Genomic DNA, 13,599 nt, shown 5'->3' with positions numbered 1-13,599 from the left:
TTTTCGTCACCTTTCCGCCCTTACGGCGGCTTACTTTTGTCGTGGCAAAAGTAAGCAAAACCGTCTGCTCCCATCATCCGGCCCCCTACGCTGCGCTTCGGGGGTTCCCTCGCTCCGGGCTTGCTCCGGAGGGACGCGCCGACGGGCCGTCCCTGGCCCGATCGGCGCTCGACCGGCATCCATGCCGGTCGCCCTCCTACGCAATCCCTACGCTCGGCCTCCTGAAGTCGCGATTTGTGTTGTCTGGGCTATTGCGCGCTTAGAAGCAAGATCAACAGCCAGATCAAGAGCTGGGATGTTGGTTTGTTCTAAAGCCATCGCGGGGCAAGCCCGCTCCCACGTTAGAACTGCGCACGCTGAACCACGTGGGAGCGGGCTTGCCCCGCGATTCAATCCTGAGTTCCCACGGTGGCAACTAGCGACCGAGCTGCGTACTCACAGGCGCCGCCACTAACTTCGCGACTTCAGGAGGCCGAACGCAGGGATTGCGTAGGGGGGCGACCGGCATGGATGCCGGTCGAGCGCCGATCGGGCCAGGGACGGCCTGTCGGCGCGTACCCCCGGAGCAAGCCCGGAGTGAGGGTACCCCGGAGCGCAGCGCAGGGGCCGGATGATGGGAGCGAGCGGTTTTGCTTACTTTTGCCAAGACAAAAGTAAGCCGCCGTAAGGGCCATCCCTTTCAAGGTCTTCGGTAGAATCTGCTGAAATCCAGTCAGGAAGACCCGAGTGATGTGGGCTGATGTTCTAGCGCGATTCGAGAAAAAAGCACCGGCCAGCGTCATGGCCAAACTCGCTTTGGAGCAAGCTATTGCGCCTGAGTGGGTCGATCAGGTTTTCGAAGAGCACCGCCAGCGGCAGTACTCTCGTGAGCTGTTGTTCTCGACCATCGTCAAGCTCATGTCGCTCGTTTCGCTGGGTCTGAAGCCGTCGCTACATGCTGCGGCAAAGCAGTTGGACGATCTCCCGGTCAGCCTGGCAGCGCTTTACGACAAAATCAGTCGAACAGAACCTGCGCTACTACGTGCCCTGGTGACAGGTTGCGCACAGCGACTGACTCCAACGATCCATGAGTTGGGCTGCTCGGCCATGCTTCCCAATTGGCAAATTCGGGTGGTTGATGGCAGCCACCTGGCCTCCACCGAAAAGCGTCTTGGCGCGTTGCGCCAGGAGCGCGGGGCTGCCCGTCCGGGGTTTTCGGTAGTGGTCTACGATCCCGATCTGGATCAGGTAATTGACCTGCAACCCTGCGAAGACGCCTACGCAAGTGAGCGAGTCTGCGTCCTACCGCTACTGGCTGATGCCCAGCCCAATCAGGTTTGGATCGCTGACCGGCTCTACTGCACGCTTCCTGTGATGGAGGCGTGCGGGCAGGTGAAAACTTCATTTGTCATTCGTGAGCAAGCCAAGCACCCACGCATAATCCAGGAAGGCGAGTGGCAAGCGCCGATGCCCGTCGCAACAGGTATGGTACGCGAGCAATCTATCGAGGTGAGGGGCGGGCACACGTGGCGGCGGGTCGAGTTGACGCTCCATTCAAAAAACGACTCAGGCGATACCAGTCTGATGTTCTGGAGCAACCTGCCCGAGAGCATCAGCACACAGCAGATCGCAGATTTGTATCGTCGTCGCTGGAGCATCGAAGGGATGTTTCTGCGACTAGAAGCCATTCTGGAAAGTGAAATTGAAACCCTCGGCAGCCCGCGTGCTGCGCTTTGGGTTCACCACTGCGGTCTTGGCCTACAACGTTCTGGCATTGCTGAAACGCAGTGTTGAGCAAGCCCACCGCGAGACGCTGCCGGAGAGTTGGGAGGCGTCGATCTATCACTTGGCGGTCCAGATCCGAGGGGGCTACGAGGGTATGCAGATCGCCCTACCATCGGAGCACATACCGGTTGTCCCTATAGAAGAATTAGGTCGGCGCCTGCTGGAACTGGCCAAGAACATCCAGCCCAAGCAGGTTGAGAAAAACCCACGAGGCCCCAAGGTGGCCAAGCCCAAAACCTGGGTACAGGGAACGGCGGTACATGCCCACGTTTCAACAGACCGGGTGATCAAGGCTGCCAAAACGAAAAGACCTTGAAAGGGATGGCCGTAAGGGCGGAAAGGTGAATAAGGGGAGTGTCAGTTTTTTTGTGTGCGGGCCGGTAGCGGCCTGCCGTCAAGCAGGCCCTGATTTTCACCAGGTTGGCCTGATGAATCGATCCCCGTACAAAATCGCGAATTGATTCATCGCACTTTTCCAATCATGCGCCGCTGAGCCCCAGTTCGCCGTGATGTTTCTCAGACCCAGCCAGATCAGCTTGGTGGCTGCTTCATCGTTCGGGAAATGACCCCGGGTCTTGATGATCTTGCGCAGCTGGGCATTGATGCTTTCGATGGCATTGGTGGTGTAAATCACTTTCCGGATGGCCGGCGGGAAGACAAAGAAGGGGATCACTCGATCCCAAGCGCGTCTCCAGGCCGCAACGACCGTTGGATATTGCTTGCCCCAAGGCCCACTTTCAAACTCATCGAGCGCCTGCTCAGCCGCTTCGGCATTGATGGCCTGGTAGATCGGCTTGAGCGCCTTGGCCAGTGCCCGCCGCTTGTCCCAGGCTGCAAAGTCAGGCTGTTGCGGATCAGGTGGACGATGCACGTCTGTAGCGTCGTCTCTGGAAACACTGCGCTGAGGGCCTCTGGCATGCCTTTAAGACCATCGGTCACGGCAATAAGGACATCGTCGACACCTCGCGTCTTGAGGTCGTTGAACACCTTCATCCAGAACTTCGCACCCTCGGTGTTCTCAATCCAGATGCCCAAGATATCGCGCGTCCCGTCCGGCAGAACGCCCAGCGCCAGGTAAATGGCCTTGTTGCGCACCAGGCCTTCCTCACGGATCTTCACCCGCAATGCATCAAAGAAAATGACCGGGTACATAGGCTCAAGCGGCCGCTGCTGCCACGCGCCGATTTCTTCCATGACCTCGGCGGTCACAGAGCTGATGAAATCGGGTGAAACATCCGTCCCGTACTGCTCGGACAAAAGGCGCGGATCTCTCTGACCGTCATCCCACGTGCATACATGGCGATGATCTTGTCATCGAAACCGGTGTAACGCCGCTCATGCTTGGGAATCAGAATGGGCGCAAAACTGCCGTCTCGGTCACGGGGATATCCAGCCGCAATGGGCCGTCCCCGGTTAAAACAGTCTTGCCACTCTTGCCGTTACGTTGATTGGTTTCATCCTCTGGGCGCTGCGCGCCCGGCGGATAACCCAGGTGATGGCCCAGCTCGGCACTCAGGGCGCGTTCGATCAGGGCCTTCTTGAACGCCGCAGAGGCATCCTCGATAGCTTCGGCAGTCATCAGGCCCTCACCGAACTGCTCTAGCAGCTCTTTGGGGATTTGGGGCAGGTCACGCAGGGGTTTCTTTTTGGTTGGCATACATGCACCTCTTACTCATGTTATGCCCGAACACAAAATTTCTGACACCCTCGAATAAGCGTCACTACAAATAATGAATGCGCATACAACTATCAAAACCAACCAACCAACCAACCAACCAACCAACCAACCAACGCCCCCAAGATTCCAGCCCCCAAAAGCACATAGCCCCCGCCGCCCAGGCGAAATTTGCCCCCACAGTGCACAGTCGTACACTGCGTCGCGACTGTCTGCTGCGAGTCATACCATGCTCTATCTGCTCCGCATGCTCCTGCTGGCCCTGCACTTTCTGCTGGTGGGCCTGGCGGGCCTGGTGATCGGCCTGCTGCGCCCGTTCAATCCCGACAACAGCCGCCTGTTCGCCCGCCTGTACAGCATCCCCGCTGCCTGGTTCATGGGTATCAGGGTCAAGGCCGAGGTAGCTCCGCTGTGGGACCAGCCGCCAGGCTGCGTGATCATCGCCAACCACCAATCCAACTTCGACCTGTTCATCCTCGGCCAGGTCGTGCCCCGCCGCACCGTCGCCATCGGCAAAAAGAGCCTCGGCTGGATCCCGCTGTTCGGCCAACTGTTCTGGCTGGGCGGCAACGTGCTGGTGGACCGCGCCAACGCCTACCAGGCACGCCGGGCCATGCAGGCCACCACCCGTACCCTGCGCAATCACACCTCGATCTGGATCTTCCCCGAAGGCACGCGCAACCCAAGCGAACAGTTGCTGCCCTTCAAGAAGGGCGCCTTCCACATGGCAATCGAGGCCGGCGTGCCGATCGTGCCGGTGTGCGTCAGCCGTTACTCGCAGCGCCTTGGGCTCGATAGCTGGCGCCAGCGCACGGTGATCGTGCGCTCGCTGGCCCCCATCGCCACTGCCGGATTGACCACCCAGGACCTGCCGGCGCTGATCGAGCAGTGCCGGGCGCAGATGCAGCATTGCATCGACCATATGGAAGGTGAATTGGGCGCAGAGTGACCCAGAGCATTAAGGCTCTGGCGCCGGCAAGGCGAGTAGCCGGCACAAATCTTCACTGCACAAGGTTGCCCCAACCCGCCCCACGGCCCAAGCTGTGTGTCGTGTTCAACCGGATAAGCGGACAACCATGGGTCGAGTCGTCGCAGCGGCGGTGTACAGCGCCGGTCGCAAGGTCACCAACATCAGTATCGACGAAGGCGCCGAGTGGGCGCGCAAGCCCGGGCACTTCGTCTGGATCGGCCTGGAAGAGCCCGACGCCGAAGAGCTGGCCAACCTGCAGTGCCAGTTCGGCCTGCACGAACTGGCCATCGAAGATGCCCTGGAAAAACACAGCCGGCCAAAGCTGGAAACCTTCGGCGACGCGCTGTTCATCGTCACCTACTCGCCAGTGCGCCATGAAGGCCGGCTGGAATTCATCGAAACCCACATTTTCGCCGGCAACGGCTACATCATCACCTGCCGCAACGGCCACTCCAAATCCTACGCCCTGGTGCGCCAGCGCTGCGAAGCGCGCCCGCTGCTGCTGGAGCACGGTGAAGACTTCGTGCTGTATGCCCTGCTCGACTTCGTCACCGAGAACTACCAGCCGGTCAGCGAAGCGATACACGGCGAGATCGAGGAGCTGGAACAAAGCGTGCTGAGCAACTCGCTGAAGGAAGAAGACATCCAGCGCCTGCACAGCCTGCGCCGCGATATCCTGCGCCTGCGCCGCTACGTGGCGCCCATGGTGGAGGTAAGCGAGGAGCTGCAGCGCCTGAGCTTCCCGTTCATCGACAAGAACATGCGCCCGTACTTTCGTGACGTGCAGATCCACGTGACGCGGCAGATGGAGGACTTGGCCGGCATCCGCGATATCGCCAGCCAGACCATCGAGATCGGCATGCTGCTGGAGTCGTCACGCCAGAGCATCACCCAACGCAAGTTCGCAGCCTGGGCGGCGATTTTGGCGTTCCCCACGGCAATTGCCGGCATCTACGGGATGAACTTCCAGAACATGCCGGAGCTGGGCTGGCACTACGGGTATTTTGCCGTGCTGGGGGTGATCGGGCTGGGCTGTGCGGGGTTGTTTGCCAGCTTCAAGAAGTCGGGCTGGCTGTAGCAGTATTGCGGGGCAAGTCGAGCGTTGTGCTGCCTGATACCGGCCTCATCGCCGGAAAGCCGGCTTGTATGGTAGGACTTGAAGGGAGGAGGAGGGACAAAGTCGGCTTCTGACTGTTAGCAGCAGTACAGACCGTAGGAGATTTCACCCCTCCTCCTTTCACCCAAGCGCCGATAAAGAATGCTTCTGGCTCGCAACCGACGATAGAAACAAGCCTGCGCCTCTGGGTGGCCCTTCAAGTCCTGAAACCTTATACGGGGAGGAAGCCCAATGGCAATGCCAGTTACTGTCTCACTACCGATCATTGGCGTGGATGTCGCCAAGGATGAGCTGGTGATCTATCACGCTGATTCCGATCAGTTGGAGACCATTCCCAACAACAAAACAGCCATCAAGAAATGGCTCAAAGCGTTGCCGGGAAAAGTAGCTGTCGCCATCGAAGCCACGAATATCTATCACTTGGTGTTTGCAGACCTCGCCTACGAGTTTGACTGCATCATCTACATGGTGGGTGGCTACGAACTTAGCCACTACCGCAAGGGCGTCAACATCCGAGCCAAGACCGACGCGCTAGATGCCAAGCTGCTCGCTCGATACCTCAAGAACGAGGGCCAGGAACTACGTCCCTGGAGTCCTCCCAGCGGTCTCTACCGCCGTCTTATCAGCCTTTTTCGCCGCCGTGCTGCTGTGGTTCAAGCCCGAGTGAGCTTGAAGCAAAGCTGGGCTAACGAGCCGCTGCTCAAGTCAGCAATAACCAAGCATCTGAAGGCCATGGCGCGATTGGAAGCACTTGTCGAAAAGACCATTTGTGACCAGTTGCAAGCAGCCGGGCTAAAAGATCAACTGAAGCGATGCATGCAGGTCGAGGGTATCGGACTGTTGACTGGCGCTCGCCTGATTACTGCTTTTCAACGAGGAGACTTCCGAAACTCGGATGCCTTCATTGCGTTTCTGGGTTTGGATCTTCGGGTATCGAAATCAGGCCAGAAAGATAACCGCCGCAGTTTGTCCAAACGAGGGGATCCTGAAGCACGACGTTTGCTGCACAACGCCGCGATGTCTGCTCGCCGTACCGCGATCTGGCGGGATGTCTACGAGGGTTACATAGCTAAGGGGCTACGCACTACCCAGGTGCTGGTCATACTCGCTCGCAAGCTTGCCCGCGTAGTATTCGCCCTGCTGAAGGGGCAGGACGAATATCAACCCAAAGTCAGCTAATGGGCTTCCCTGAGACCATAGAATCTCCTACAGGGGCCTCATGGCCTTAGTGCTGGCGATGAGGCCGGTACAGACTCACGCCGCGCTATCGCGGGCCTTGGCCGGCTGCTGGATGAAGCGCAGCATCCACTCGCCCACCAGGTCGCCCTGGTGCTCGGTGGCAAGGCTGGCCACGGCCTTCTGGTACACCTCATCGCCCAAATATTCCTGGCGCGCATCGAGCAGCGCCCGGGAATAGTCGTGGACGAACTCCGGGTGCCCCTGGAAGCACAGCACCTGGTCGCGAATGTGGTAGGCCGCGTTCGGGCAGAAATCGCTGGAGGCAATCACTGTGGCGCCTTCGGGCAACGCAGTGACCTGGTCCTGGTGGCTGATCAGCAGCGTCAGCTCGGTCACCTCGGGGTCCATCCATGGCGCATGGGCTGCCAGGCTGTAACGGTGGATACCCACGCCCCAGCCCTTGTCGGCGCGCTCGGCCTTGCCACCGAGGGTCAGTGCCAGCAACTGGTGGCCAAAGCACACACCCAACAGTTTTTCACCACGCTCGTAGAGCTTGAGCAGGTATGCCTTGAGCGTCTGGATCCACGGGTCGCTACCGAACGAGTCCGCCTTGCTGCCGGTCACAAGGTAGGCATCGAAGCGCTCGCCGTCAGGCGGGTAATCGCCGTTCATCACGTTGAACACGCAAAACTCGGCGGCAACCGGCTGACGCGAGAACAGCTGCTCGAACATCCTTCCGTAGCCCTGGTACTGCGCAACCAGTTCCGGTCGCAGGACATCGGTTTCAAGGATGCAGATGCGTAACGACATAGAGGTAGTCCTGAACGACGTAGGTAGGAATTTTCTGTAGAGACTGACGCGAAAGCCCCGTACAAGCAAGTAGGATGTCCAGACGAACGGTAGGCCCTGTAACCCTTGGTAACCCTGCCCGCGCACTCGTCTAGGCAGCACGTGCCAGCGGCATGGCCACTGGCCTTAAAACGACTGGCAATCGATGCTGGAAAACTTAGATCAAAGCGTTCTGAAACTGCAATGCCCGCCGCCCTACTGTTGGTTGTATACCCGTAAACATGAGGTATGCAGGCGCGGCACTGCACAACGCCGCTGCGATCGACCCGACGCCAGCAGGGAAGCCTAGGGTTTTTCAGGAATAACAACAATGAAGGCGGTCCGCCATGTTCAGACAATCGAAAGTTCGCCAAGCCGGGCTCATTCTCTTCGCCACCACACTGCTGCTGATCTTGCCGAACCTTACCCGGCTCTTTGGCTGACAACTGCTGTGGTGTTTTCTGACAACGCACAGGTAATCTGCCGACCTTGATGGTTGGAGATTGCCTATGCGCCTGTACCTCGCCCTGCTCTGCCTGCTGGCCACGCTGCCCCTGGCTGCGGCACCGCTTAACCTGCAACTGGGTAGCCAGCAGCGCACCTGGCAAAGCGAGCAACTGCTCGCCCACCCGCAAGCACGCGATATCACCATCGAGCAGGACGTCGCCTACAAACGCAGCATGCACTACCGCGCGGTGCCGCTGGCGGTGCTGCTCGAGGGTGTGGGGCCGCAGGATCACCTGCAGGCCGTGGCACTGGACGGTTTTGCCGCCGAGATGCCAGCCGGGCCGTTGCTGCAGCAAGGCCCGGCGCAGGCCTGGCTGGCGGTTGAAGACCCCGCCCACGCGTGGCCGGCGCTGGCCCCCGGCAAACCGGGGGCCGGGCCCTTCTACCTGGTATGGACCCAACCGCAGGCCAGCGGCATTCGCCCGGAACAGTGGCCGTTCCAGATCGCCACGATTCGGCGCCTGGCGCCTGTTGAAACACGTTTCCCGGCCCTGCTGCCAGACCCGGCAGCCGGCGAGCCGGTGCGCCAGGGCTTTGCCCTGTTCCAGCAAAACTGCCTGGCCTGCCACCGCCTCAATGGCGCTGGTGATGCCCAGTTCGGCCCGGACCTCAACCTGCCGCACAACCCAACCGAATACTTTCAGCAAGGTTACCTGCGCCAGTACATCCGCAACCCGCAAAGCCTGCGGCACTGGCCCCAGGCGAAGATGCCCGGGTTCCCGGAGCAGGTGCTGAGCGAGGCCGAGCTGGATGCGTTGCTGGCTTATCTGAAGCATATGGCGGGGCGCAAAGTGCAGTGATCCCGCTGCTCGAACGCCGATGTGAAGTCTGCTGTTTTGCGCTGCCTGTACCGCAAGGCAGCTAGGCAATCAGGCGTTCCTGGCGCACCCCCCACCCTTCGACTTCCCCGCCACAGGGCAGTACCACACGCTCGAAATCTTCCTCGAACGCACCTATGCCGCCGTAGCTGGCATACATCACCTTGCTCAGTTCCAGGTGCCAGGCGCCATCGTCGCGCTCGCTCACCTGGGCGTTGGTCGACTCGCCGCGAAACTGCCGCGCCGCGCGGCGGGCGCCGGCTTCGTCGGGGAATACCGCATAGAACTCGATGGGGTGGATACGGGTGAAATCGAAACCGCCAGCTTTCATCTGGCGAAGGACACTGCTGCTGATGTCGTCGTTCTGGCTGCTCATGAAACGTCCTCCCAAATAAAGCGATGGATAGACTTTCCGTGCACTACGCACCTGCCGGCAGGGCCAGCAGCTCGAGCTGATGCAAGACGCGAAACGAATGGACGCAGGCCCGCAGAAAAGGCCGGCGCACTCCAAGAGCGTAGTGCCTGCCCAGGCACCACGCCAACCTTTGCTCAAAGGGCTTCGTGAATACTGGTGATGACTACGCCGTTCTGCTCCTTGAGCCAGCGTGCCGTGGGGGATGGGGCGCGGTCCTGGAAGTCGTTGAGGTCGAGCTCGTCCATGACCGGGAACAGGTGCGAGCGAATGGCGCGGGCCGCCTCCTCCTCGCTGGGGCACTGGTCGCCGTGCAGCAGCAAGCTGGTCGGCTCGCCCTTCTGGTCAGCAAAGATGACTTCCCACTCTTTCATTGAATCGCCCTCTCAATCAAAGAACATCGGGTGTGTGATGCCTGTAATTGCTTGACCCTGGGCGTGGCGATTTGTTCAGTCCGCACCACAGGCAAACCGGCCCCTGCGGGGGGCCGGCTGGCGCATGGGGTGTTACTTGGGCGTGCCGTGCACTACACCTGCGGTGTTGTCCAGCAGGCTCTTGGTAGCGGTCTGGATGAACGCCTCGAGCTTTTGCAGCATTTGCGCCTGGTCCGGGCTTTCGATCAGCTCGGCCTTGAACTGGCTACCCAGCTGGTAGCGGTACATGCGCGGGCTCATGTCCTTGGACTCGATCAGGATGCGGTCACCCTGCACCAGGCCGACGATCTGCTCGCTGCCCGATGGCTTGATCATGCCCACGCCTTGGTCGCCCTCGGGCAGGTTGAGCAGGTCACGGCCCCAGCACTGGTGGCGGGTCTGGCCACCCAGGCGGCCCATGATGGTCGGCACGATGTCGACCTGGGTGCCCACGGTGTGGTTGACCGCGCCGAATTTTTCCTGGATGCCCGGTGCAATCAGCAGCAGCGGCACGTTGAAGCGGCCCAGGTCCAGTTCGGTGACCTGGTCGTGGTTGCCGAAGCCGTGGTCGCCGACAATGACGAACAGGGTCTGCTTGAAGTACGGCTCCTTGCGCGCCTTCTCGAAGAACTGCCCAAGCGCCCAGTCGGAGTAGCGCATGGCGGTCAGGTGCTCGTCCAGGCGGCCTTGGCCGGTGACCTTCTCCACCGGCAGGTCCTTGGGCAGCGCGTACGGGGTGTGGTTGGACAGGGTCTGCAGCAGCGCGTAGATCGGCTTCTTGCCATCGTGCTTGGCCAGTTCTTCGTTGCCACGGTCGAACATGTCCTGGTCGGACACGCCCCAGGTCGGGTCGGAGAACACCGGGTTGACGAAGTCGTTGCGGCCGATGAACGTGGTCATGCCCTGGTTGCCGAAGAACCCGGACTGGTTGTCCCAGGCGAAATCGCCGTTGTAGACGTAGACGTCATCGTAATCACGGGCGCTGAGCAGTGCCGGCAGGCCAGACAGCTTGTGGCCGCCTTCGGGGGTCTGCATCAGGTACTCGAAGCCCGGCAGGTTGGGGAAGCACGCCATGGTGGCGAACATGCCCTGGTGGGTGTGGGTGCCGTTGGAGAAGAAGCGGTCGAACAACAGCCCCTCCTTGGCCAGCTTGTCGAAGTACGGGGTGATGTTGTTCGGGCTGCCCAGGGCGCCTACCGAATGGCCGGCAAAGCTCTCCATGAGGATCACCACCACGTTCTTGATCGGCAGGGTGCGCTCGGCCGGAGGTACGAAGTCGCGGCGGATGGCAGCCTCGTCGGCATCGACCAGCGTGTCGTGGGGGGTCAGCAGCTGCTTGCGCACGGTCTCGGTGGCAAGGCCTTGCTCCAGCACCGGCTTCCAGATGTTCGCGCGGTCTTCGCCGAAGCGGCTCTTGGCGGCATCGATCAGGGTCAAGGTACCGTTCAGGCCCAGCTGGTTGACGAAGTTCGAGTCAGTGGTGAACGCGTCGCCCCAGCGCATCGGCGGGCCCTGGCGCAAGGTGCCGCGGGCGGCGACCACGGCCACCAGCAAAATCGCCATGAACACTGCCACGCGGGCGTACCACGGGGCCACGCGCTGCACGCCGTTGCCGCGGGTGAGGCGGTCGATGCCCTTGAACAGCAGGCTCAGCAGCCAGGTGCCGAACACCCAGGCCAGCAGGTAGCGCACCACCGGGAAGCCGTACCAGAGCATGCTCAGCACGGTCTTGGGGTCTTCCTTGATGTACTGGAACACCAGGCCGTTCAGGCGCTGGTGGAACTCGCGGTAGAAGTCCATCTCCATCAGGCCGAGGAACATCACCACGCTGGCACTGAGGGTCAGCCAGAAGCGGAACAGCCCGCGGCGGGCCATGGCCCATGGCACCAGGGTGGCCAGCAGCAGCGGGATGCTAATGTACAACACCACCCGCAGGTCGAAGCGCAGGCCGTTGAGGAAGCCTTCGGCAACCGTGGCGTACGGCGTGGTGCCGATCATGTCGCTGTTGTAGACCAGCAGCGCCAGGCGCACGAGGCTGAGCATCAGCATGATCACCAGGCCGCTGAGCAGCGTGTAGGCCAGGTGGGATTTCAGGGTCGGCGAGAACGAGCCTCGCACGCCCGGTTGCTTCAGGGCATCCGTGTTAGCCATGAATGGAGGGATCCTAGGATTGCGGGTTTGCGAAAAGGGCGACGTCGCCGACAGCCCGAAGGCCCTGCCCTCTGTGATGGCAGTGGACCAACGCAGCATTGTGCGGCGCGGATTTTCGAAAATCGAGTGTGAAAATTTTGTCGGTTGGCCGTTATCAAGCAGATGGATAGGGCCAGTGGGAGCGGGCTTGCCCCGCGATGGCGTCACCTGGCGCAGCAACATGGCCTGACCTGAGGATATCGCGGGGCGAGCCCGCTCCCAAGCCGGTTACCCGCCCAGCCTGAAAAACGCTCAAATACGCACGTTGCCCCGCGGCCCGGCGACGGCCCAGATGATCAGCCCGAGCACCGGCAGCAATATGATCAGCAGTATCCACAGCACCTTGATGCCGATTTCGGCGCTGCTTTTGAGCACGTTGAGGATCGCCCAGATATCCAGGGCAAGAATGATCAGGCCGACCAGCCCGTTGAAGGTAGAGCCCATGCCGCCGCTCCTGCGTGGTGAATGTGTGGCAGAGCATAGCTGGCTATGGCGTCGATAGAAGGGAATCCTTGGGCAGCAGCGCCGGTCAGTGGATAGACTGCTGTCATTCACTGTTTCGAGGTTCGCATGCCCCCAGCACACTCCCCCACCGCCGCCCCCGCCTCGCTGTTCGGCGCCTGGCGGCAACAGGCCCTGAATACCCCGTGGCTCAGCGCCGGGCTTGGCCTGAGCCTGCTGGCGATCATTGCCCTGCTGTTGGCCAGCCTTTGGAATGCGGTCAATGGCGACCACGCCGACAACCTGCACCTGGCGGCGCTTGGCGGCCTGGCAGGCTTTGCCGCCACCGCCCTTGGCGCGGTGCTGGCGGTGGTGCTGCGTGATGTCAGCGCCCGCACCCAGGATGTGATGCTCGGCTTTGCTGCCGGCATGATGCTGGCCGCCAGTTCGTTCTCGCTGATATTGCCGGGGCTCGATGCGGCCCGCGAAATCACTGGTAGCGGCCCGGCCGCGGCGTTCACCGTGGTGCTGGGCATGGGCCTGGGCGTGCTGCTGATGCTCGGGCTGGACCGCTTCACCCCCCACGAGCACGAAACCACCGGCCCCTGCGGCCCGGACGCCGAACGCATCAGCCGGGTGTGGCTGTTCGTGCTGGCGATCACCCTGCACAACCTGCCCGAAGGCATGGCCATCGGCGTGAGCTTCGCCAATGGCGACATGAACATCGGCCTGCCGCTGACCAGTGCTATTGCCATTCAGGACATTCCCGAAGGCCTGGCCGTGGCCCTGGCGCTGCGCGCCACCGGGCTTTCCAACTTCAAGGCAGCGCTGGTAGCCATCGGTTCCGGCCTGATGGAGCCACTGGGGGCGGTGATCGGGTTGGGGATATCCACAGGCTTTGCCCTGGCCTACCCGATCAGCATGGGGCTGGCGGCCGGGGCGATGATTTTCGTGGTGTCCCACGAGGTGATCCCCGAAACCCACCGCAACGGGCACCAGACTTCGGCGACCTTGGGGTTGATGGGCGGGTTTGCGGTGATGATGTTTCTGGATACGGCGTTGGGGTAGAAAGGTGCACCTGGGCCACTGGCCCTATCGCCGGCAAGCCGGCTCCTACAGAAGATCCTTGTAGGAGATCCCCAGCCCTTTCGGGCTGCGCTGTCGCGCAGAGAACTGATCTCGCAGATGCGCCACGGCCCCGGTGGGAAGCGGCCTCGTGTCGCGATGGGCTGCGAAGCGGCCCCAAGGCCTAGGCCTCATGCAAAATTGCCGGGGCTGCTGCGCA

The 13,599-nt window shown here is 61.3% G+C and carries 10 protein-coding genes and 2 pseudogenes; 6 read left to right on the top strand and 6 right to left on the bottom strand.

Annotated features, from left to right (window positions below; genetic code table 11):
• The first annotated feature begins 780 nt into the window (after positions 1 to 780).
• Positions 781 to 2,080, top strand: a pseudogene (locus tag KSS93_RS10720) (IS4 family transposase).
• Between the two features lie 96 nt (positions 2,081 to 2,176).
• On the opposite strand, the pseudogene KSS93_RS10715 reads toward KSS93_RS10720, so the two are convergent.
• Positions 2,177 to 3,421 (bottom strand): annotated as a pseudogene (locus KSS93_RS10715) (IS256 family transposase).
• 247 nt (positions 3,422 to 3,668) lie between these two features.
• On the opposite strand from KSS93_RS10715, the gene KSS93_RS10710 reads away from it, so the two are divergent.
• The 3 genes from KSS93_RS10710 (at position 3,669) to KSS93_RS10700 (ending at position 6,705) form a co-directional block, all read left to right on the top strand.
• Positions 3,669 to 4,388, top strand: coding sequence for a lysophospholipid acyltransferase family protein (locus KSS93_RS10710; RefSeq protein WP_217888257.1), 720 nt, complete (start codon positions 3,669 to 3,671; stop codon positions 4,386 to 4,388).
• A 127-nt stretch (positions 4,389 to 4,515) separates the two neighbouring features.
• Complete coding sequence (locus KSS93_RS10705) at positions 4,516 to 5,487, top strand: magnesium and cobalt transport protein CorA (RefSeq protein ID WP_217888256.1); 972 nt, start codon at positions 4,516 to 4,518, stop codon at positions 5,485 to 5,487.
• A 270-nt stretch (positions 5,488 to 5,757) separates the two neighbouring features.
• Positions 5,758 to 6,705: an IS110 family RNA-guided transposase gene (locus KSS93_RS10700; protein ID WP_217884790.1), complete on the top strand. Its 948-nt coding sequence runs from the start codon at positions 5,758 to 5,760 to the stop codon at positions 6,703 to 6,705.
• A 75-nt stretch (positions 6,706 to 6,780) separates the two neighbouring features.
• On the opposite strand, the gene KSS93_RS10695 is transcribed toward KSS93_RS10700, so the two are convergent.
• Positions 6,781 to 7,515, bottom strand: coding sequence for an amidotransferase (locus KSS93_RS10695; RefSeq protein ID WP_217888255.1), 735 nt, complete (start codon positions 7,513 to 7,515; stop codon positions 6,781 to 6,783).
• A 527-nt stretch (positions 7,516 to 8,042) separates the two neighbouring features.
• On the opposite strand from KSS93_RS10695, the gene KSS93_RS10690 reads away from it, so the two are divergent.
• Positions 8,043 to 8,840 carry a cytochrome c gene (locus KSS93_RS10690; protein ID WP_217888254.1) on the top strand — a complete coding sequence of 266 codons (798 nt, stop codon included), beginning with the start codon at positions 8,043 to 8,045 and terminating at the stop codon, positions 8,838 to 8,840.
• A gap of 61 nt (positions 8,841 to 8,901) precedes the next feature.
• On the opposite strand, the gene KSS93_RS10685 is transcribed toward KSS93_RS10690, so the two are convergent.
• The 4 genes from KSS93_RS10685 to KSS93_RS10670 form a co-directional block, all read right to left on the bottom strand.
• The gene (locus KSS93_RS10685; protein WP_217888253.1) at positions 8,902 to 9,234 is read right to left on the bottom strand and encodes a ribonuclease E inhibitor RraB; all 333 of its coding nucleotides are present in this window, start codon (positions 9,232 to 9,234) and stop codon (positions 8,902 to 8,904) included.
• A gap of 173 nt (positions 9,235 to 9,407) precedes the next feature.
• A complete protein-coding gene (locus KSS93_RS10680) occupies positions 9,408 to 9,644 on the bottom strand; it encodes a hypothetical protein (protein WP_217888252.1) in 237 nt (78 codons plus the stop codon).
• A gap of 132 nt (positions 9,645 to 9,776) precedes the next feature.
• Positions 9,777 to 11,834: an LTA synthase family protein gene (locus KSS93_RS10675; protein ID WP_217888251.1), complete on the bottom strand. Its 2,058-nt coding sequence runs from the start codon at positions 11,832 to 11,834 to the stop codon at positions 9,777 to 9,779.
• Positions 11,835 to 12,125: 291 nt separating this feature from the next.
• Positions 12,126 to 12,317, bottom strand: coding sequence for a PLDc N-terminal domain-containing protein (locus tag KSS93_RS10670; protein ID WP_217842358.1), 192 nt, complete (start codon positions 12,315 to 12,317; stop codon positions 12,126 to 12,128).
• A 126-nt stretch (positions 12,318 to 12,443) separates the two neighbouring features.
• On the opposite strand from KSS93_RS10670, the gene KSS93_RS10665 reads away from it, so the two are divergent.
• Positions 12,444 to 13,382: a ZIP family metal transporter gene (locus KSS93_RS10665; protein WP_217888250.1), complete on the top strand. Its 939-nt coding sequence runs from the start codon at positions 12,444 to 12,446 to the stop codon at positions 13,380 to 13,382.
• Positions 13,383 to 13,599 lie beyond the last annotated feature (217 nt).

Origin of the sequence: Pseudomonas xanthosomatis (assembly GCF_019139835.1) — a bacterium.
GTDB lineage: Bacteria > Pseudomonadota > Gammaproteobacteria > Pseudomonadales > Pseudomonadaceae > Aquipseudomonas > Aquipseudomonas fakonensis.
Note: the sequence above shows the minus strand (reverse complement) of the source record. Positions and strands in the feature narration are given on the sequence as shown.